Raw genomic sequence first — 18,782 nt, 5'->3', positions numbered from 1 at the left:
TGACAGACCTCGGCCACCCGGACTCAGATCAGGCGACAGGATCTCCGCGACGGAACGGCTGAGGTGAAGGCTCACCTGGACCAGGCTCTGCGTGCGGTGGGGTGTCACCCAACTTGAATGGCATCGGTGATTCGCTGACGAGCCGATGGGTAGCAGGCTCGAGGCGCTCCGACTCTGGCTCCGGTAGCTCGCGCACGGCGCGCCAAGCGAGGCCAGCAAGCACTACAGCCAGTACGCGGTAGAGCATCGAGGCCAGATCGAAGCCGACCAATTCACCGCCGTCCACCCAGAGCGACACCAGCCTTCCCAGCACCAGCGCGGCCATGGTCATTACCAGCATGATCAGGGCTGGGCGAGCTCGCTCCGGTGCGCGCGCGCTCCAGATCAGGAACAGCGCCAGCCCCAACTGCAAGCCGCCGTAGTAGACGCGCATATGGCTTACCGATGCAGTCTCCATTAACAGCATGCCGTTCAGATTGGCCATCTCGTGAGGCCGCAGCCAGTAGGCCAGACTGAGGCAGGCCATCACCAACGCCTGCGCGAGCAGAACGAAACGGGCAAAACGCATCGAAAACTCTCCTGACAGCGGCTCCGCACCATGATGGACATCCGACCGGATCACCCCGCTTTGGTTCGCCGCCCTCCCCGCGTCCGCCTCCTGTGACATTCGCTCACATGACCTGACTTGGGCCGCCACAAGCATGCGGATATGCTGCGCACTTTCACGCCGGAGTAATTTCCATGCGCCGTTTACTGCTCGTCACCGCTTTGTTCGCCAGCTTCGCGCAGGCCGCCGACCCCATTGCCATCGAGGTGCACCGCGACGCCAATTGCGGTTGCTGCAAGGCATGGATAGAACACCTGGAAGCCAACGGCTTTGAGGTCGACGATCACGTCGAAACCGACATGGCCGCAGTCAAGAGCCGCCTCGGCGTGCCTCATAGCCTGGGCTCATGCCATACCGGCGTGATCGACGGAAAATTCGTCGAAGGCCACGTCCCGGCTGCCGACATCCTCAAGCTCCGAGCACAACCCGATCTGATCGGTGCGGCGGTGCCCGGCATGCCCATGGGCTCGCCCGGTATGGAGATGGGCGAACATAAAGACGCGTTCAAGGTGATCGCCGTGGGCAACAAAGGTGAGCAGTCGGTGCTGGCCGAGTACCCGGCAGACTGACGAAACAGACGAAACGCCTACGAGTCGCTGAATTTGCAGTCCCTGAGGCCGGTCTGACCAGAATCAGCAACCGGCAGAGGGATTCAGGCATGCGCTGGAGAAAGGCTCGTCGCAGTGACAATGTGGTGGACGCTCGCGGCCGAAGCGGAGGCATCGGTGGCGGGCGCCTGACTCTGGCGGGCGTCGCTATCGTGGTGGTGATCGGCCTGTTGTCCGGCCAGGATCCGATGCAGATCCTCGGTCAGCTGACTGATCAGTCCGGTCCTACACCAACCCAGCAGTCCAGCGCCCCAGCCAACGGCGACGACCCGCAGGTTGCTTTCGTTCAGTCAATCCTGGGCGATACCGAGGACACCTGGCGCGCTCTGTTTCAGCAGTCCGGTCAGCAGTACCGAGACCCTACCCTGGTGCTTTTTCGTGGTGGCGTGAACTCAGCCTGTGGCTTCGCCAATTCGGCAGTCGGCCCCTTCTACTGTCCGGGCGACCAACAGGTGTATCTCGACCTGCAGTTCTTCGATGAGATGGCCTCGCGCTTTTCGGTCGCGGGCGACTTCGCTCAGGCCTACGTGATCGCCCATGAGGTCGGCCACCATGTGCAAACGCTGCTGGGCGTATCGCAACAGATGCAGGCTGCCCGTCAGCGCGGCGCGCGCATGGAGGGTGACAACGGCTTGCTGGTTCGCCAGGAGCTGCAGGCGGATTGCTTTGCCGGGGTCTGGGCCAACCACGCCCAGCAACGTCATGACTGGCTCGAGGAAGGGGATCTTGAGGAAGCGTTGAACGCGGCGAACGCCATCGGCGATGATCGTTTGCAGCAGCAAAGTCAGGGCCGGGTCGTTCCGGATGCCTTCACCCATGGCACCTCTGCGCAACGGGTGAAGTGGTTTCGTATCGGCTTCGACAGTGGCGACCCTACACGCTGCGATACCTTCCAGACCCAACGTCTTTAATTCGGAACGCCGGCTGAGCCCTTCAGTCGATCCAGCGGTAGACCGGCGCATCCGCACCGCTATCCACCTTGACCTGCGCGCAGTGACGCAAGCGCACCAGCAGGCGCTTGCCCATCTGAGCGCTACCGGCCAGAGCCTGCAGCTCCGCTAACAGCTGCGGCCCGTCCATGCTCTGCGCCGCGCGCAACAACCGTTGCGCCTCGTGCCAATGGGGATCAGCCGTCGGCTTGTCGGCCGGTTGCACCGGGGCGGTCTCGGCCTGAGCGGCGGGCATCTGACGCGCCAGCTGAGCCCAGTCGTGGTCGTCCATTTCAATGCTGAGGTCCACCGGCAGCTCGCCGACATGGCCGCGAATTCGAATCATCGCCACTCTCCTGAAGACATTGGGTCGCATGCTCCCACGAGACGTTGAGACTGGCCAGCGGCTGCAAACATTTGTTATAACGTAACCACTAATTGATATGGAGTCTGCCATGCGCCGTCTGCTACTTGCCCTGCCTTTCGCGTTACTGCCCGGTTTCGTCCTGGCTTCTGATCACGACCATGACCATGACCACGCGCACCACGACAGTCTCGGCGCCCACGAGCATGGCGCAGCGGAACTGGACGCGGCGCTGGACGGTTCCACGCTGGAAGTCGAATTGCGCAGCCCGGCGATGAATCTGGTGGGTTTCGAGCACGCGCCGAGCAGCGAAGCGGATAAGCGCAAGGTCGCCGATGCACGCAAACAGCTGGAACAGCCGAACGGGCTGTTCGGCCTGCCTGCAGCAGCAGGCTGCACCCTGGCCGAATCCGAGCTGGAGAGCCCGCTATTCGAAGGCGAGGGCCATGAGCACGAGCACGAGCACGAGCACGATGAAGATCATGAAAGCCAGCACAGCGAAATCCACGCGCATTACCACTTCAATTGCGCCACGCCCGAAGCGCTAAAGGCGCTCGATCTGCAAGGCTTGTTCAAAGCGTTCCCCGGTACGCAGAAGATCCAGGCACAGCTGATCGGTCCGAAGGGTCAACAGGGCGTGCAACTCACCGCGGACCAGCCACGCGCAGCCTTCTGATCTGATCCTGTCTGCCGCCTGGCTCGACGCAGTAAACTCCCGGCTCGCCCGACACGGATCATCTCGATGACCGCATCACTGCTTGAACTGCACCAATTGGGTTTCGCCTGGCCGGGCCAGGCGGAGCTGCTCGACATTCCCAGCTTCACGCTGGCACCCAACCAGAGCCTGTTCCTCAAGGGGCCGTCGGGCAGCGGTAAGACCACCCTGTTGGGCCTGATTGGTGGCGTGCAGAAAGCGCAGCGCGGAACGGTTCAGCTGCTCGGCACCGATCTCGCAGCGCTTTCGGCCGGTGCGCGGGATCGTTTCCGGGTCGATCACACTGGCTATATCTTTCAGCAGTTCAACCTGCTGCCCTTCCTTTCGGTGGCTGAAAACGTCGGCTTGCCCTGTCATTTTTCCAAGACGCGAGCCGAACGCGCACGACAGCGACACGGCAGTGTTGCGCAGGCAGCGGCAAGCCTGCTCCAGCATCTCGGCCTACCGAAGAGCCTGCTTGAGCGACGGGCCGAAGCACTGTCGATCGGTCAGCAACAACGCGTCGCCGCGGCGCGTGCACTGATCGGTCAGCCGGAACTGGTAATTGCCGACGAGCCCACTTCGGCGCTCGACGCCGACAGCCGCGAAGCCTTCCTGCAACTGCTGTTTGCCGAGTGTCGAGAAGCCGGTTCAAGCCTGTTGTTCGTCAGCCACGACCAGAGCCTGGCGCCACTTTTCGACCGTAGCCTCTCACTGGCGGACCTTAATCACGCCGCACGCGCCCCGGAGTTGTAGGCCATGTACCTGTTGCGCCTGGCCTTGGCGAGCCTGAATAACCGCCGTTTCACTGCTCTGCTCACCGTTTTCGCCATCGCGCTATCGGTATGCCTGCTGCTCGCCGTGGAGCGCGTGCGCACCGAGGCTCGGGCCAGTTTCGCCAGCACCATCAGTGGCACCGACCTGATCGTCGGCGCCCGCTCCGGCTCGGTAAACCTGCTGCTTTATTCGGTGTTCCGTATCGGCAACGCCACCAACAATATTCGCTGGGAGAGCTTCGAGCACTTCGCCGAGCACCCCCGAGTCAGCTGGGCGATCCCTATTTCCCTGGGTGACTCTCACCGCGGTTATCGCGTGATGGGCACCAGCAGCGCCTATTTCGAGCACTACCGTTACGGCCGCAAGCAGCCCCTGCAACTGGCGCAAGGCCGGCCATTCGCCGACGATCCGTTCGAAGTGGTGCTGGGCGCCGAAGTAGCTGAGGCACTGAAATACAAGCTGGACGACCAACTGGTGCTGGCGCATGGCGTCGCCACGGTCAGCCTGGTCAAACATGACGACAAGCCTTTTCACGTAGTCGGAATCCTCAAACGCACCGGCACGCCGGTGGACCGCACGCTGCATATCAACCTTGCGGGCATGGAAGCGCTGCATATCGACTGGCAGAACGGCATGCCAGCCCGCGGCGCGGCGCGCATCGATGCCGAAGAGGCGCGCCAGATGGATCTGCAGCCCAAACAGATCACCGCATTCATGTTGGGCCTCAACAGCAAGATCGCCACCTTCACCCTGCAACGTGAAATCAACCAGTTCCGCGGCGAGCCGCTGCTGGCAATTCTGCCCGGGGTGGCGCTGCAGGAGCTCTGGAGCCTGATGGGCACCGCTGAACAGGCCCTGTTCGTGGTGTCGTTATTTGTCGTGCTGACCGGATTGATCGGCATGCTCACGGCGATCCTCACCAGCCTCAACGAGCGGCGCCGGGAAATGGCGATACTGCGTTCGGTGGGCGCACGCCCCTGGCATATCGCCGGCCTGCTGGTGGTCGAAGCCCTCAGCCTGGCACTCGCGGGCGCGCTGCTCGGGCTCCTGCTGTTGTACATCGCCATTGCGGTGGCGCAAGGGCCGCTGCAAAGTCACTACGGTCTCTACCTGCCGCTGGCACTGCCAAGCGCCTATGAGTGGTCATTGCTGGCGGGCATACTGCTGGCTGGCCTGCTGATGGGCTGTGTGCCGGCGTGGCGCGCTTACCGGCAGTCACTGGCCGACGGCCTGTCGATCAGATTATGAGGATTTCCATGTCTCGCCTGCTTTTTGCCACCCTGCTCGCCCTGGCGGCGCCCTTCGCTGCTGCCGATGTCCGAGAGCTGCAATGGTCGGACCTGATCCCAGCGGACGCTCCGCCGCCGCCACCGCCGGTAGCGATCCACGATATGTCGCAATTGGCCGATGCGCTGGCTGCGGAAGCGGGCCCGGCTGCGGCTCAGCAATCGCCCGCCGAGCCGGTCGTCAAAGAACTAGATGGCGTTCAGGTCAAGCTGCCTGGCTATATCGTGCCGCTGAACATGGGCGAGGACGGACGAGTGACCGAGTTTCTGCTGGTGCCCTATTTCGGCGCCTGCATTCATGTGCCGCCACCGCCGTCCAACCAGATCGTGCATGCCTCCAGCGAGCTCGGGGTGAAAGTGGACGAGCTGTACCAGCCCTTCTGGATTGAAGGTCCGCTAAAAGTCGAACACGCCACCAGCGAACTGGCCGATGCGGGCTATCGCATGGAAGCGCAGAAGATCTATCTCTACGAGCTTGAATAAAGGCAGCGCTGCGACGCCGTTATCAACTAGCTGAACGGCGTCATTGAGCGATACCAATCGATTTCGTCTTGCAAGCTGGCAGCAGGTAACAGCGCATATCGTGGACGCACGGTAATAACTGAGCCTCGCACATCACAGCGGGCGAACTTGCCCTTCGCTAACCAGCATCCGCATATCACCACGCAGAAAAGCGAAACCCCGCGTCGGTGCGGGGTTTCTGTTTGCCTCTACTACGCAGCGTGCGCAGCGCTCGTTCAGGACATCTCAGCGCTGCCTGAAAGCGCCCTCTCAGTTCGTCCCATCACCGTCAGCGAGTGCTGGCGACCTGACGCTGACGCTCGAAGCTTAGCTCGCCTTCGGCCCACTCCCGCCATGAGCGAACCTTGCGTCGCTCGGCGCCTGCGCGCTCGGCCTGCTTCAGCGCATCGAGCCCGGCCTGCCAATGGGCTTGCTCCAGCTCCAGCTGAGCGACGTTGAGCCAGAACGTGGCGCTACCGGATTGAGCCGCCAGATTGCGGTAGATCTGCGCCGCCTGCGAACGCTCACGCGCTTGCCACCAGAGCATCCCCAGACGTTCGCGCCGCTTGGCATCACTGGGAAGAAGGCGTGAGTCAAGCATGCCCTGAAGCAGCTTGGCACCTTGCCAGGGCTGACCCGCGGCGCTGGCAAGCAAGACTAGATTGTCCAGTTCGGCCTCAGTAAATCGAAGACCTTTGACATGAGCCGCACGGAGGGTTGCCAGCGCCTTGTCTTCATCGCCAGCCATCTGCTGCAAGCCCGCCAACTGCCGCCAGCTCTTGGCTTGATCCGGATGACGGGCTAGAAGCCTGCTTTGCCAGCGCTCTGCTGTCTCGTAACGCTTCAGCTCAGCGTTACCGGCTACCAGAAACTGCAACCAGGTGTCGGCCGCGTTGGGGTTGGCCTGGACATAGCGTTCGGCCAGTGGCAATGCCTTGGCATGCTGCCCGAGCCCCTGATAAGCCTGCACCAGCATCTGCAGCACTTCTTCGCTTGCATTGGCGGGTGAGCCCAGCAGGCTGACGACCTTGGCATAGCGGCGTTCGACCAGGTTGAGTTTCGCCAGATTGAGCCGCTCGTTCGGCAGAATTGCCTCGTCCAGCTTGCCACTGGCGATCGCCTTGTCGAGTAGCTCCAGCGCTTGACGATTGTTGCCTTCAGCCCAGGCCAGATACGCCCGGCTTCGCCATAACAAGGCTTCCTCGGCACTGCCTGGCTTTGCCTCGGCCTGTTTCAGCGCGCGATGCGCAGCGCCATAGTCGCCCTTCTCCTGCGCACTCTGGGCTCGTTCCAATGCTTTGAACACCGAGGGATCAACGCTCTGGGCAGCCTGAGCCGATGCAGCGAACAACAACGAGATCAACAACAGCAAACGGGGCATGTCAGCGTTCTCCTTGCAGGCGGAAATGCAGGGTTTTCACGGCTTCACGCGAGACGGCCGAACCGTTTTCGGTGCGCGGGGCGAAACGCCAGCGGGCCGCGGCACGGCGGGCCTCGCGATCGAACACATTCGACGGCGAAGCCTCCAGCACGCGGATGTTTTCAACCTTACCGGCGGCGGTGATGGTGAAGGCGAGTTTGATATGGCCTTCGATACCGCGCTGACGCGCCCGATAAGGGTATTCGGGACGAACATCATTGAGCGGCATGACTTCCTGCTCGGGACCGGACTGTCCTGCCGTCTCGTCTGCCGAAGGAGCGGCTGGCGCAGGAGGTGCTGCCGGAGCGGACGCGGCTGTCAGCCCGGCGAGGCTGGGCGCTGGCGCGCTGGCGACCGATACACCGGTGTCGATGTTCGGCAGGGGCAAATCGAGCTTCGGCAGATTGGCGCTCGGAGTGGCCATGCTCGGGGTCGGCGGCGTGGGGGTTTGGGGTGTCTTTGGTTGAGGCGGTTGCGGTGCCTGCTGCCGCGAGCGGGTGGCAGTGCTTTCGTTGCGATTGTCCATCCGCACGAAATTAGCAATGGCCACCGGGTCGTCGGTCACCTCGCTACGGGGCGGGTTGACCATGCTCAGCATCAGCGCAAACAACAGCAACGCCACCACGCAGGCAGCGATGAAGGACAACCCGACGCGGGTCAGCCCACGAACCATCACTGCGCTCCCGAACTGGCGGCCAGGGCCACGTCCTGAACCCCGGCGAGACGTGCCTGATCCATCACCTGAACCACAAGGCCCGTGCGCGCATCCTGATCGGCCTGCACCACGACGGCACCTTCCGGCTGGTCGACGCGCATGCGCTCGACGTGGGCCCTGACGCTGCGTACGTCCACGGCCTGCTTGTCGATCCAGACCTGACCATCCGCCGTCACCGCAATCAGGATATTGCCCTTTTCCTGCGCGCTGGCGGTGTCGGCCTGCGGCCGCTGAACCTCGACACCGGATTCCTTGATAAAGGAGCTGGTGACGATGAAAAAAATCAGCATGATGAAAACCACGTCGAGCATCGGCGTCAGGTCGATGCCGGTATCTTCTTCCTGCTGGTAGTGGTGACGACGCATACGCATCCGTTAATCCTCAATCGTGACGCAGCTGGTCGGCCAGCCGGTCGAGAGCCTGGCGCGAAATACGTTCGAGACGCGCCAGGCTAAACAGTCCAGTGATGGCCAGCACCATGCCGGCCATGGTCGGCAGTGTCGCCTGCCAGACGCCCGCGGCCATGCCGCGCGGGTTGCCGGTGCCGTTAAGCGCCAGCACATCGAATACCGCAATCATTCCGCTGACGGTGCCCAGCAATCCAAGCAGCGGGTACATCGCCACCAGCGTCTTGCTCATGCGCAAGGGTCCGGCCAGTTGCTGCTGGGCCTGCGCCAGCCAGGCGCTACGCACGGCGCGTTGCCAGCTACCGGAATCATTACCCAGGCGTGACCAGGCCTCGCGGCGGGCTTCCACCCAGCGCGGAAACACCCGGCGCATGAACCACAACCGCTCGAAGACCAGCGTCCAATACAGCACGCACAAGGCGGCCAGCGCCCACATCACCGCGCCACCCGCCGCCATGAAGTCGAGCAGCGCATAACCGCTGTCGACCAAACGCAGCCATTGGCCATGCAGATCAGTCACGACGCGGAGTCCCCGACAGATGCAGCGCGATCAGCCCAGCGCTTTGCTGTTCGAGCAGCTGGATCAGCGCCTTACTGCGGCTGGCCAGCAGGCTGTGTAGGAACAACAGCGGTATCGCCACCACCAGTCCCAGCACCGTAGTAACCAACGCCTGGGAAATACCGTCGGCCATTAGCCGAGAATCCCCGCCGCCACTCTGTGTAATTGCCTGGAAGGTCACGATCATCCCGGTCACCGTGCCCAGCAGGCCGAGTAGCGGCGCGACGGCGCTGAGTAGCTTAAGCAGCGGCTGGCCGCGCTCGAGTGGTGGTGTTTCCTGGAGGATCGCCTCGTCGAGCTTCAGCTCAAGGGTCTCGAGGTCTGACAGTTGGGGCTTCGGCCCCAGCACACCGATGATGCGGCCCAATGGATTATCGTCACGCGGCTGATTGAGTTCGCGCGTTTGCCGGTTTACCGCTCGTCCAACCCGAGCCAGATAGACCATGCGCCATACCGCAAGGATCAGGCCGATGGCACCCAGGACGAGAATGACCCAGCCGACCAGACCACCTTGCTGGACACGGTCCCACAATTGGGGCTGGCGCTGCAGCTGAGCCAGCAACGAACCACGGCTCGGGTCGATCGGCAGCGTGGCCAACGCCTCGCTGCTGTTCATATAGTCTTTGACCGTTCCCATGCCGGAAGGCTGACGGCTCGGCGTCAGCAACTCGCGAGCGTCGCTGTCGTAGCGCAGGAAATTATCATCGGTGAATGCCGAGAAGTTACCGACCCGCAGAACCGGCTGGGTGCTGCGCTGCCCGTCGACGCCGACTACCGGCAGCTCTACACGCTCCACCTGACCACTGGCCGTAAGGTCCTCAAGCAGCGTCATCCAGAAGCTGTCCAGATCATCGGCCGACGGCAGCGTGCGGCTTTCCGCCAACGCCCGCAGGCGCTGCAAACGCTCCGGATACAGGGCATTGAGCAGACTGTCCTGCCATTGCCCGGCGATGTCACCAGCGCTCTGCCTGACCACACCAAACAGTTCACCGAGATGACCGACGCGCTGAGCCAGCAGCTTTTCCTGCTCGGCCAACTCGGCTTCCTGACGATCGAATTCAGTTTTCAGACGCTCAGCTTCGGCTTTCTGTTTTTCAAGCGCAGCATTGGCTCGCGCCAGCAGTTGCGCGTGCTCGCTGCGATTCTGAATGAAGGCCTGCTCCCGCGCTTGCATGGCGTCGACTTCCGCGGCGCGCTCGCTGCGAATACGCTGGAGCAACTGGTCGGGGCTCAGGGGCTCGGCAGCCTGAACCATTGCCGGCAACAGTCCGATGAGCAATAACGTCAACAAGCGGCTCATTGCGCAGCCTCCTTGGCCAGGGTCTTGATGGGCAGTTCGAGCCAGGTCGGGGCTTGCTGTTGACGAGCAATGGCGATCGCCTTGGTGATTGGCCGACGCGCGCTGCCATCGAGTATTTCCCAGGCGCGGGTCTTCGGGTTCCACCAACCGCTCTCGTGTGCATCGAGTGTCTGGTAATAAAGCATCGTCCGACCCAGACGCAGGAATTCGACGCTGCGACTGCCGCCTTCGACCGGCAGCTCGCCGCGCCAGGCTTCCAGGGTCCGGCCGTAGTCACTCTCGATCTGGTAGGCCTCGAGGATGCGGCGATATTTCTCAGCAAGGCTGACGTCAGCGCGCGCCTGCATGTCCTGCAGGCTGGCGAGGCGATCGGCGCGCTCGTCGGGGAGGAACGGAAGGTCTGCCGCGATGAACTCCTCAAGCACTTCGATCATCCGCCCCATCTGCGGCGCAACGGCTTCCTGGGTACGCTCGATGCTGTCCAGCTGACGCTGAAACCCGTCCAGCTCCTTGCGCTGCGCAGCGGTCAGCTCGACCAACTGCTCGTTGTAGGCCTTCAGGGCCTCTGCCTGCTGAACGGCATTGCGGTATTCGGTGAGCATCTGCCGCGTCGCGTCATCGAGTTGCTCGATACGCGCCTGCGACGCCTTGGCTTCGGCGGCCAGTTGCTGGCTCTCTTCTAGCGCAGCGTCCAGCGGAGCTGCATGGAGCTGCATGCAGCAGGGCAACACGGCTACCGCCAAGAGTCGGGGTATTAGGGCTTGCATTGATGGGTCCTTGCAGACGAAGGTCAGACCAGAAAAGAGAAACATTATCATCTAGATCCGCAAAGGAAGGCAACCCGGGCATTACGTCGCAGCCGGGGCAAAGCGGAGCGTTTCGTTGAGCTGGATCAAAGTCGCCACGTCCGCACGTCCTACCATGGCCACCAGTCGCAACACACCATGTCTCGATGGAGTTTCCATTATGCGCAAGACCCTGTTTACCGCGTCCGTGCTGGCCGTAGCTCTCGCCTCCCCCTTCGCCCAGGCCTACCAGGCTGGTGATGTACTTCTGCGTGCTGGTGCGATTACTGTTGATCCGCACGAGGAAAGCAGTGACATCTGGGTAGGCGCCCTCTCCACGAGCGTTGCCGGCACCAAGGCTACGCTCGATAGCGACACCCAGCTGGGTCTGAACTTCGCCTACATGGTTACCGACAAAATCGGTATCGAACTGCTCGCCGCCAGCCCCTTCACTCATGACGTCGGTGTTGCTGGCATGCCCGGCGGTTTTGCATCGTTGAACGGCAAGCTGGGCGAACTCAAGCATCTGCCACCGACCCTCAGCGTCGTGTACTACCCGCTCGACAGCAAGTCAGCGTTCCAACCCTACGTCGGCGCTGGCATCAACTACACCTGGTTCTTCGATGACAAGCTCAGCAGCGAAGCTGAGGGCAAGGGCTTCAGCGGCCTGGACATGAAGGACTCGTGGGGCTTGGCTGCGCAAGTGGGCATGGATTACATGCTGACCGACAATGTGATGGTCAACGCCCAGGTTCGCTATATCGACATCGATACGACAGGCACAACGAACTTCGGCGGCGCCAAGGTCAAAGTCGATGTTGACGTCGATCCAATGGTCTACATGGTCGGTCTCGGCTACAAGTTCTGAAGTCATCGGCACTGCCGAACCTCTGACAAAACAAAGGCGCCATTCGGCGCCTTTTTCTGTTTCCGCGAATCGCTACAAACCTAGCAATTTGACCAGACCTTCACGCATTCCGGTAGCAGGCTCTGGTAAGCGATAGCGCTGCTGCAGCCTCGTATTATTAGCACGGGAATGACGGATGTCCCCCTGCCGCGCTGCCTGGTATTTCACCTCGGGTAATTCGCCAAGCACCTCACCCACTGCATCAAGCAGCTGGTTCAGCGAGGTCGCCTGGTTCAGTCCGACATTCACAGCGCCCTCCGGCACCACCGACGACTCCAGCGCCTGCATGAGAAGCTCGACGAGATCGCCGACATACACGAAGTCGCGCGTCTGCTCGCCGTCGCCAAAAACGGCGATAGGCAAGCCCTTCTGGGCACGCTCGGTAAAGATGCTGATCACGCCCGAATAGGGTGAAGACGGATCCTGGCGGGGGCCATAGATATTGAAAAAACGGAAGACTACCGGCTCAAGTCCATGCTGACGCCGGTAGAAATCCAGATAGTGTTCGCTGGCCAGCTTGTCTGCAGCATAGGGCGTCAGCGGCGCTTTCGGCGTCTCTTCACCGATGGGCTCGCCCTCCCCGTTGTTACCGTATACCGCCGCACTCGAGGCGAAAAGAACCCGGCGTATACCTGCTTGCCGCATCGCCTCACAGAGATTCAGGGTTCCCACTAGATTGCTCTGATGCGTGCCAACCGGATCATCGACCGAGGCCTGTACCGATGCCACAGCCGCAAGATGCACAACGGCGCGACATCCCCGAACGGCATCGCATACGGTTTGTGCATCCGCGACGTCGCCAACGATCAGCTCAACGCCCGCATCATCCGGCAAATTGCTGCGCTTGCCGGTAGACAGATTGTCCAATACCCGAACGGCGCAGCCTCGAGCAACAAGTGCATCAACAAGGTTAGAGCCGATGAACCCGGCCCCTCCGGTAACCAGAACAGGCAGTTCAGCCATGACGGTAATAACGCTCCAGTAAGCTCGGCAGCCCCGTGCGCCAGGCACGCGGCTTGATGCCAAAGGTGTTGAATATTTTCTTGCAAGCCAACACGCCGTGCTGTGGCTCGTCTGCTGCATCTGAGCAAGCTGCATGAGCGATGGGGGTCAGGCTTTCAACCGCCAGCGGGCGATGACTGGCCGCCTCGGTCAGGAGCGCCTGACCAACCACCAGTGGGGTTGACGCCTCATGCCCACCATAGTGATAGGTTCCCCAAAGTGGCGCCTGACAATCCAATTGCTTCAGCACAGCCAGGATGACCCGCGCCGCATCTTCCACCGGCGTAGGATTGCCACGACGGTCATCGGCGAGACAAAGCTCCTCGCTCTGCTCAAGACGCTGAAGGAAACGGCCTAGCAAGCCGTCCGAACTGTCGTCCAGCAACCAGCCAAAGCGCAGAAGAACGTGCCGAGGGCAAAGCGCACGCACGCTCTGCTCCATACGCCATAGGGCACAGCTACGCGCGTCCAGCGGCGCCACTTCGTCTTTTTCGCTGTAAGAAGTCGTTCGGGCCCCATCAAAAACACGGTAGCTGGACGGCTGCATCAATACGAACTGATGATGCTGCCCCAGCTCGGCCAGGCGCTCTACGGCGCGCTCCTGCTTGGTCAGCGCCGTTTCATCGACCCGCCCGCTCTGGAACCAGTCGAAGTAATAGGCGAGGTTGATCACGATATCCGGACGGTTATCGTCGAGCAAAGTGGTCAGACTTGGCGCATCCCAGCCCTGACTGGGCGGGCGCGGCGCGAGGAAGCCAATGTCTTCCTCGGCACCCAGGCGGATAAGCGCCTGACCCAGGGCATTACCGCCGCCCAACAGCATCAGGCGCATTCGCATGGAGTGAACTCTAGAACGGAATATCGTCGTCGAAGCTGTCGTAGTCCGGCGCAGGCTGCTGAGCGGGTTGTGGCTGAGACTGCGGGCGCGACTGCTGCTGCGGTTGGGATTCACGCTGCGGGCGCGGCTGGGATTGACGCGGCGCATCGTCGGAGCTACCACCACGGCCACCAAGCAACTGCATGGTCCCGCCCATGTCCACAACCACCTCGGTGGTATAGCGTTTAACGCCGTCCTTTTCCCACTCACGGGTCTGCAGGCGGCCTTCGATGTAGCACTGCGAGCCCTTGCGCAGGTATTCGCCAGCAATCTCGGCAACCTTGCCGAACAGCACGACGCGGTGCCACTCGGTGCGCTCCTGCTGCTGGCCGGTCTGCTTGTCCTTCCAGCTGTCGGTAGTGGCCAGCGTGATGTTGGTCACCGCATTGCCATTGGGCATGTAGCGGGTTTCCGGGTCGCCGCCGACATTGCCGATCAAGATGACTTTGTTCACCCCTCTGGCCATGGGTAACTCCTTTGCTCAAACATGAAGGTGGTTGGCTCGAATCCGCATGCGGGAAACAGCCAATGACCGGCAATCTTACCCTACCGCCCGAAGTGGGCCAACCGGCGCGACCGGACGAAGGCCAAAGCCAAACCTACATACCGAAAATCTGGCGCCTTTCCTTCAGGCCACCAGGTGATCCAGCGCAGCTCGATCCAGCACCTTCATGTCCACCTTCACATAAGCAGCGGCCTCCTCGACGATCACCACCGCGTCGGATACGCCCGGGATCGCCATCATCTGCTCCGTAAGTGCTGGATTACGCGCCGCACCGGCGGACAGCGGCAGACGCAGCCCCGTGACGTATGGCGGCTCTCGCATGCTCCAGGTCACAACAAACCAGAGCGCACACAGCGCTGCACACCCTGCGAACACCGTCCCTAGACCACCCAGCTGGTAGAGCCAGCCGCCGAGCACGCCGCCCAGGCCGGAACCAAGGAACTGACTCGTTGAATAGATCCCCATCGCCGTTCCCTTGCCACCCGCCGGGGCGACCTTGCTGATCAGTGACGGCAATGAAGCTTCCAGCAAGTTGAAAGCGATGAAGAAGACGATCATGCCGCCGACCAACGACCAGAGCCGATCGCCGAACCACCAGAGGAACAACTCGGAAAGTACCAGCACCGCGACCGCACCCAGGACGATGCGCCTCATCTGACGCTTCTTTTCACCATAGATAATGAAAGGCACCATACCGAAGAAACCTACTACCAGCGCGGTAAGGTACACCCACCAGTGCTCCTCCTTGGGCAGGGCGGCTTCATTCACCAGCGCCAGCGGTAACGCGACGAAGCTGGCCATGAGAACGGCATGCAGCGCGAAAATACTGAAATCAAGCCGCAACAGATCGGAATGGCGGAGCGTTGCACCCAGCGCCTGCCGGGCGACTCCGGATTCCCGGTGCCGGATATGTGCTGGCGCGCGCGGAAGTACGGCTACGACCAGCATGCCTAGCGCTGCCATACCAGCCGTCACCCAAAACAGCCCGGAAAGTCCGAATGCACTCGTCAGCAGCGGGCCGACAACCATCGCCACCGCGAACGACACCCCGATACTCATGCCGATCATCGCCATTGCCTTGGTGCGATGCTGCTCACGGGTCAGATCGGACAACAGGGCCATTACCGCGGCCGAGATCGCACCCGCCCCCTGCAGGACACGACCGGCTATCACTCCCCAGATGGTGTCGGCCGTCGCGGCAAATGCAGCGCCAGCAGCAAAGATCAACAGCCCGAAATAGATCACCGGAAGACGGCCAATTCGATCGGAAATGATTCCGAACGGAATTTGCAGCACCGCCTGGGTCAAACCATAAGCACCAATGGCGAGACCAATGAGTGCCGGCGTTGCACCCTGCAGATCCATACCATAGGTTGCTAGCACCGGCAGCACCATGAACATGCCGAGCATGCGAAACGCGAAAACCAAGGCTAAGCCGGAGGCTGCGCGGGTTTCGCTAGCGCTCATGCGCTCGCTGTAAGGATCCTGCATGTGGGGTCTCGCTTGAATTAACCGGCGGCGATTCTAGCAGTCATCCCCTGCTCGGCACAGGTTCGCTACTTTGCCGCGATGTCGCCCCTGGCCGTATACTTTCGGGTTTTCGCCCGCCATGCGAGGCTGCTTTGGACAAGATTCTGATTCGTGGGGCTCGGACCCACAACCTGAAAAACATCGACCTGACCTTGCCACGCGACAAACTGATCGTGATCACAGGCCTGTCTGGTTCGGGCAAGTCCTCGCTGGCCTTCGACACACTTTATGCCGAGGGCCAGCGCCGCTACGTCGAGTCTCTGTCGGCATATGCCCGGCAGTTTCTCTCGATGATGGAAAAGCCCGACGTCGATACCATCGAAGGGCTCTCGCCGGCCATATCCATCGAGCAGAAGTCGACCTCCCACAACCCACGTTCCACCGTCGGCACCATCACCGAGATCTACGACTACCTGCGGCTGCTCTATGCACGTGCGGGCACGCCACGCTGCCCTGACCATGACGCCCCGCTGGAAGCCCAAACGGTCAGCCAGATGGTCGACCAGGTCCTCGCGCTTCCTGAAGGTCGCAAGCTGATGCTTCTTGCGCCGGTCATCCGCGAGCGCAAGGGCGAGCATCTGGCGGTATTCGATGAATTACGCGCGCAGGGTTTTGTACGCGCTCGGGTCAACGGTCGACTCTACGAGCTCGATGAACTGCCGAAGCTGGACAAGCAGAAGAAGCACTCCATCGACGTTGTGGTGGACCGTTTCAAGGTCCGCAACGACCTGCAGCAGCGCCTCGCCGAATCGTTCGAAACGGCGCTGAAACTGGCCGACGGCATCGCCTTGGTCGCGCCGATGGAAGAAGAGGACGACAGCGAAGAGATGATTTTCTCTGCTCGCTTCGCCTGCCCCGTCTGTGGACACTCGATCAGTGAGCTGGAGCCAAAGCTCTTCTCTTTCAACAATCCAGCCGGGGCCTGTCCAACCTGTGATGGCCTTGGCGTCAAACAATTCTTCGACGCCAAGCGCCTGGTCAATGGCGAGCTAACACTGGCTGAAGGCGCTATCCGCGGCTGGGATCGGCGCAATGTTTATTACTTCCAGATGCTCGGCTCACTCGCCTCGCATTACGGGTTCAGCCTCGACGAGCCGTTTGATGCTCTGCCCGCCGAGCAGCAGAAATATGTTCTGCGTGGCAGCGGCAAGGAAAATGTCGACTTCCGCTATCTAAACGACCGCGGCGACATCGTAAAGCGATCGCACCCTTTCGAAGGCATCATCCCCAACCTCGAACGCCGCTACCGCGAAACCGAATCCAACTCGGTACGTGAAGAACTCGCCAAGTATCTCAGCACCCAGCCCTGCCCGGAGTGCCGTGGTACTCGGCTGCGCCGCGAAGCTCGCCATGTCTGGGTCGGGGACAAGACGCTACCGGCAGTGACCGGGCTGCCGATTGGCGACGCCACAGAATATTTCGCTGGACTCACGCTACCGGGCCGTCGCGGCGAAATCGCAGACAAGATTCTCAAGGAGATCTGCGAGCGACTGCAATTCCTGGTGAACGTTGGGCTGGACTACCTGACCCTGGACCGCAGCGCTGACACGCTGTCCGGCGGCGAAGCCCAGCGCATCCGCCTGGCGAGCCAGATCGGTGCAGGCCTGGTCGGCGTCATGTACATCCTCGACGAGCCTTCGATTGGCCTACACCAGCGAGACAACGAACGCCTGCTGGGCACCCTTCGCCACCTCCGCGACATAGGCAACACAGTGATTGTCGTCGAGCACGATGAGGACGCTATACGCCTGGCAGACTACGTCGTCGACATTGGCCCAGGCGCCGGCGTGCATGGCGGGCAAATCGTCGCAGAAGGCACGCCCGACGAAGTGATGTCCAACCCTGCTTCGCTGACCGGTGGGTATTTATCTGGCCGGGTAAAGATTCTCTATCCAGCCGAACGTACACCGCGCGATCCAGGCAAGCTGCTCAAACTCAAGGGCGCGCGGGGCAATAATCTGCGCAATGTGGATCTGGAGATCCCTGTCGGCCTGCTTACCTGCATCACGGGCGTTTCGGGTTCGGGTAAGTCGACGCTGATCAACAACACGCTTTTCCCGATCACCGCCACAGCCTTGAACGGCGCTACAACACTGGAAGTGGCACCACACGACTCGTTCGACGGCCTCCAGCACCTGGACAAGGTCGTGGACATTGATCAGAGCCCGATTGGAAGGACGCCTCGCTCTAACCCGGCCACCTACACCGGCCTCTTCACGCCCATTCGCGAACTGTTTGCTGGCGTACCGGAAGCACGCTCGAGGGGCTACGGACCCGGGCGCTTCTCCTTCAACGTGAAGGGCGGGCGCTGCGAAGCCTGCCAAGGCGACGGCGTGATCAAGGTAGAAATGCATTTTCTGCCCGACATCTATGTGCCCTGTGATGTGTGCAAAGGCAAGCGGTACAACCGCGAAACGCTCGAGGTGAAGTACAAGGGCAAAAGCATTACCGAAGTGCTGGGCATGACCATTGAGGAAGCCAGGGAGTTCTTCGATCCCGTGCCTGCGGTGGCGCGTAAGCTGCAAACGCTAATGGACGTAGGGCTGTCTTATATAAAGCTGGGACAGAGTGCGACCACGCTGTCCGGCGGCGAAGCTCAGCGCGTCAAGCTATCCCGAGAGCTTTCCAAGCGCGACACGGGCAAAACCCTGTACATCCTCGACGAGCCAACCACTGGCCTGCACTTCGCGGATATCCAGCAACTCCTTGACGTACTTCACCGTCTTCGCGACCACGGCAATACTGTTGTGGTAATCGAACACAACCTTGACGTCATCAAGACCGCTGACTGGCTCGTGGATTTAGGGCCGGAAGGAGGCTCGAAGGGCGGACAGATCATCGCAACCGGCACCCCTGAACAAGTCGCCTCGATGACCCAGTCACATACCGGTCATTTCCTGAAGCCTTTATTGGAGCGCGACAAGGCCTGACAGATCGAGTAGGAGGCGGATTCACATCCGCCGTCCTCTCACACCACCGTACGTACGGTTCCGTATACGGCGGTTCAGG

General features: G+C 61.5%; 20 protein-coding genes. 8 read left to right on the top strand and 12 right to left on the bottom strand.

The window, feature by feature from the left end; genetic code table 11:
- Positions 1-28: 28 nt before the first annotated feature.
- The gene (locus ACSSNI_RS13820; RefSeq protein ID WP_159969069.1) at positions 29-568 is read right to left on the bottom strand and encodes a DUF4345 domain-containing protein; all 540 of its coding nucleotides are present in this window, start codon (positions 566-568) and stop codon (positions 29-31) included.
- Positions 569-741: 173 nt separating this feature from the next.
- Between ACSSNI_RS13820 and ACSSNI_RS13815 the strand changes: the two genes are divergently transcribed.
- Both ACSSNI_RS13815 and ypfJ read left to right on the top strand, forming a co-directional pair.
- Entirely contained in the window at positions 742-1,176 is a 435-nt protein-coding gene (locus tag ACSSNI_RS13815; RefSeq protein WP_200638224.1) for a DUF411 domain-containing protein, read from the top strand.
- An 89-nt stretch (positions 1,177-1,265) separates the two neighbouring features.
- Complete coding sequence (gene ypfJ / locus ACSSNI_RS13810; RefSeq protein ID WP_200638222.1) at positions 1,266-2,126, top strand: KPN_02809 family neutral zinc metallopeptidase; 861 nt, start codon at positions 1,266-1,268, stop codon at positions 2,124-2,126.
- Between the two features lie 22 nt (positions 2,127-2,148).
- Here the strand turns inward: ypfJ and ACSSNI_RS13805 are convergent, their stop codons facing one another.
- Complete coding sequence (locus tag ACSSNI_RS13805; protein WP_148926948.1) at positions 2,149-2,490, bottom strand: hypothetical protein; 342 nt, start codon at positions 2,488-2,490, stop codon at positions 2,149-2,151.
- A gap of 109 nt (positions 2,491-2,599) precedes the next feature.
- Here ACSSNI_RS13805 and ACSSNI_RS13800 point away from each other — a divergent pair, with 109 nt between their 5' ends.
- The 4 genes from ACSSNI_RS13800 (at position 2,600) to ACSSNI_RS13785 (ending at position 5,748) form a co-directional block, all read left to right on the top strand.
- Positions 2,600-3,184, top strand: coding sequence for a DUF2796 domain-containing protein (locus ACSSNI_RS13800; protein ID WP_200638220.1), 585 nt, complete (start codon positions 2,600-2,602; stop codon positions 3,182-3,184).
- A gap of 66 nt (positions 3,185-3,250) precedes the next feature.
- On the top strand, positions 3,251-3,958 hold the full coding sequence (locus tag ACSSNI_RS13795; RefSeq protein WP_102838111.1) for an ABC transporter ATP-binding protein: 708 nt from the start codon (positions 3,251-3,253) through the stop codon (positions 3,956-3,958).
- Positions 3,959-3,961: 3 nt separating this feature from the next.
- The gene (locus ACSSNI_RS13790) at positions 3,962-5,227 is read left to right on the top strand and encodes an ABC transporter permease (protein WP_102838112.1); all 1,266 of its coding nucleotides are present in this window, start codon (positions 3,962-3,964) and stop codon (positions 5,225-5,227) included.
- An 8-nt stretch (positions 5,228-5,235) separates the two neighbouring features.
- Positions 5,236-5,748, top strand: a complete 513-nt coding sequence (locus tag ACSSNI_RS13785) for a DUF3299 domain-containing protein (RefSeq protein WP_200638219.1) — start codon at positions 5,236-5,238, stop codon at positions 5,746-5,748.
- Positions 5,749-6,055: 307 nt separating this feature from the next.
- Here the strand turns inward: ACSSNI_RS13785 and ACSSNI_RS13780 are convergent, their stop codons facing one another.
- Genes ACSSNI_RS13780 through ACSSNI_RS13755 form a run of 6 tightly spaced genes read right to left on the bottom strand, consistent with a single transcriptional unit; the run spans position 6,056 to position 10,934 of the window.
- Entirely contained in the window at positions 6,056-7,147 is a 1,092-nt protein-coding gene (locus tag ACSSNI_RS13780; RefSeq protein WP_200638218.1) for a tetratricopeptide repeat protein, read from the bottom strand.
- A 1-nt stretch (position 7,148) separates the two neighbouring features.
- The gene (locus ACSSNI_RS13775) at positions 7,149-7,859 is read right to left on the bottom strand and encodes an energy transducer TonB (RefSeq protein ID WP_148926953.1); all 711 of its coding nucleotides are present in this window, start codon (positions 7,857-7,859) and stop codon (positions 7,149-7,151) included.
- Entirely contained in the window at positions 7,859-8,272 is a 414-nt protein-coding gene (locus ACSSNI_RS13770) for an ExbD/TolR family protein (RefSeq protein WP_200638217.1), read from the bottom strand. The genes ACSSNI_RS13775 and ACSSNI_RS13770 overlap by 1 nt, the downstream gene beginning before the upstream one ends.
- Before the next feature lie 10 nt (positions 8,273-8,282).
- Positions 8,283-8,828, bottom strand: a complete 546-nt coding sequence (locus ACSSNI_RS13765; protein ID WP_102838116.1) for a MotA/TolQ/ExbB proton channel family protein — start codon at positions 8,826-8,828, stop codon at positions 8,283-8,285.
- Positions 8,821-10,167, bottom strand: coding sequence for a MotA/TolQ/ExbB proton channel family protein (locus ACSSNI_RS13760; protein WP_200638216.1), 1,347 nt, complete (start codon positions 10,165-10,167; stop codon positions 8,821-8,823). The genes ACSSNI_RS13765 and ACSSNI_RS13760 overlap by 8 nt, the downstream gene beginning before the upstream one ends.
- Positions 10,164-10,934 carry a DUF3450 domain-containing protein gene (locus ACSSNI_RS13755; RefSeq protein WP_200638215.1) on the bottom strand — a complete coding sequence of 257 codons (771 nt, stop codon included), beginning with the start codon at positions 10,932-10,934 and terminating at the stop codon, positions 10,164-10,166. Before ACSSNI_RS13755 ends, ACSSNI_RS13760 begins: the two co-directional genes overlap by 4 nt.
- Before the next feature lie 199 nt (positions 10,935-11,133).
- On the opposite strand from ACSSNI_RS13755, the gene ACSSNI_RS13750 reads away from it, so the two are divergent.
- Positions 11,134-11,820, top strand: coding sequence for an OmpW/AlkL family protein (locus tag ACSSNI_RS13750; RefSeq protein ID WP_200638214.1), 687 nt, complete (start codon positions 11,134-11,136; stop codon positions 11,818-11,820).
- A gap of 72 nt (positions 11,821-11,892) precedes the next feature.
- On the opposite strand, the gene ACSSNI_RS13745 is transcribed toward ACSSNI_RS13750, so the two are convergent.
- The 4 genes from ACSSNI_RS13745 to ACSSNI_RS13730 all read right to left on the bottom strand — a co-directional run bounded on the left by ACSSNI_RS13745 (position 11,893) and on the right by ACSSNI_RS13730 (position 15,734).
- Positions 11,893-12,822: an NAD-dependent epimerase/dehydratase family protein gene (locus ACSSNI_RS13745; protein ID WP_200638213.1), complete on the bottom strand. Its 930-nt coding sequence runs from the start codon at positions 12,820-12,822 to the stop codon at positions 11,893-11,895.
- A complete protein-coding gene (locus ACSSNI_RS13740; protein ID WP_200638212.1) occupies positions 12,815-13,699 on the bottom strand; it encodes a sugar nucleotide-binding protein in 885 nt (294 codons plus the stop codon). Before ACSSNI_RS13740 ends, ACSSNI_RS13745 begins: the two co-directional genes overlap by 8 nt.
- A 10-nt stretch (positions 13,700-13,709) precedes the next feature.
- Entirely contained in the window at positions 13,710-14,204 is a 495-nt protein-coding gene (locus ACSSNI_RS13735) for a single-stranded DNA-binding protein (protein ID WP_019339955.1), read from the bottom strand.
- Between the two features lie 162 nt (positions 14,205-14,366).
- Positions 14,367-15,734 (bottom strand): MFS transporter, encoded by a 1,368-nt coding sequence (locus tag ACSSNI_RS13730; RefSeq protein ID WP_200638210.1) that lies wholly within the window; start codon positions 15,732-15,734, stop codon positions 14,367-14,369.
- A gap of 131 nt (positions 15,735-15,865) precedes the next feature.
- Between ACSSNI_RS13730 and uvrA the strand changes: the two genes are divergently transcribed.
- Complete coding sequence (gene uvrA / locus ACSSNI_RS13725; RefSeq protein ID WP_159969085.1) at positions 15,866-18,703, top strand: excinuclease ABC subunit UvrA; 2,838 nt, start codon at positions 15,866-15,868, stop codon at positions 18,701-18,703.
- Positions 18,704-18,782: the final 79 nt, after the last annotated feature.

It is taken from the genome of Stutzerimonas tianxiuensis (assembly GCF_053470365.1).
The sequence above is the reverse complement of the archived record's forward strand: the minus strand, read 5'-3'. Positions and strand labels throughout refer to the sequence as shown.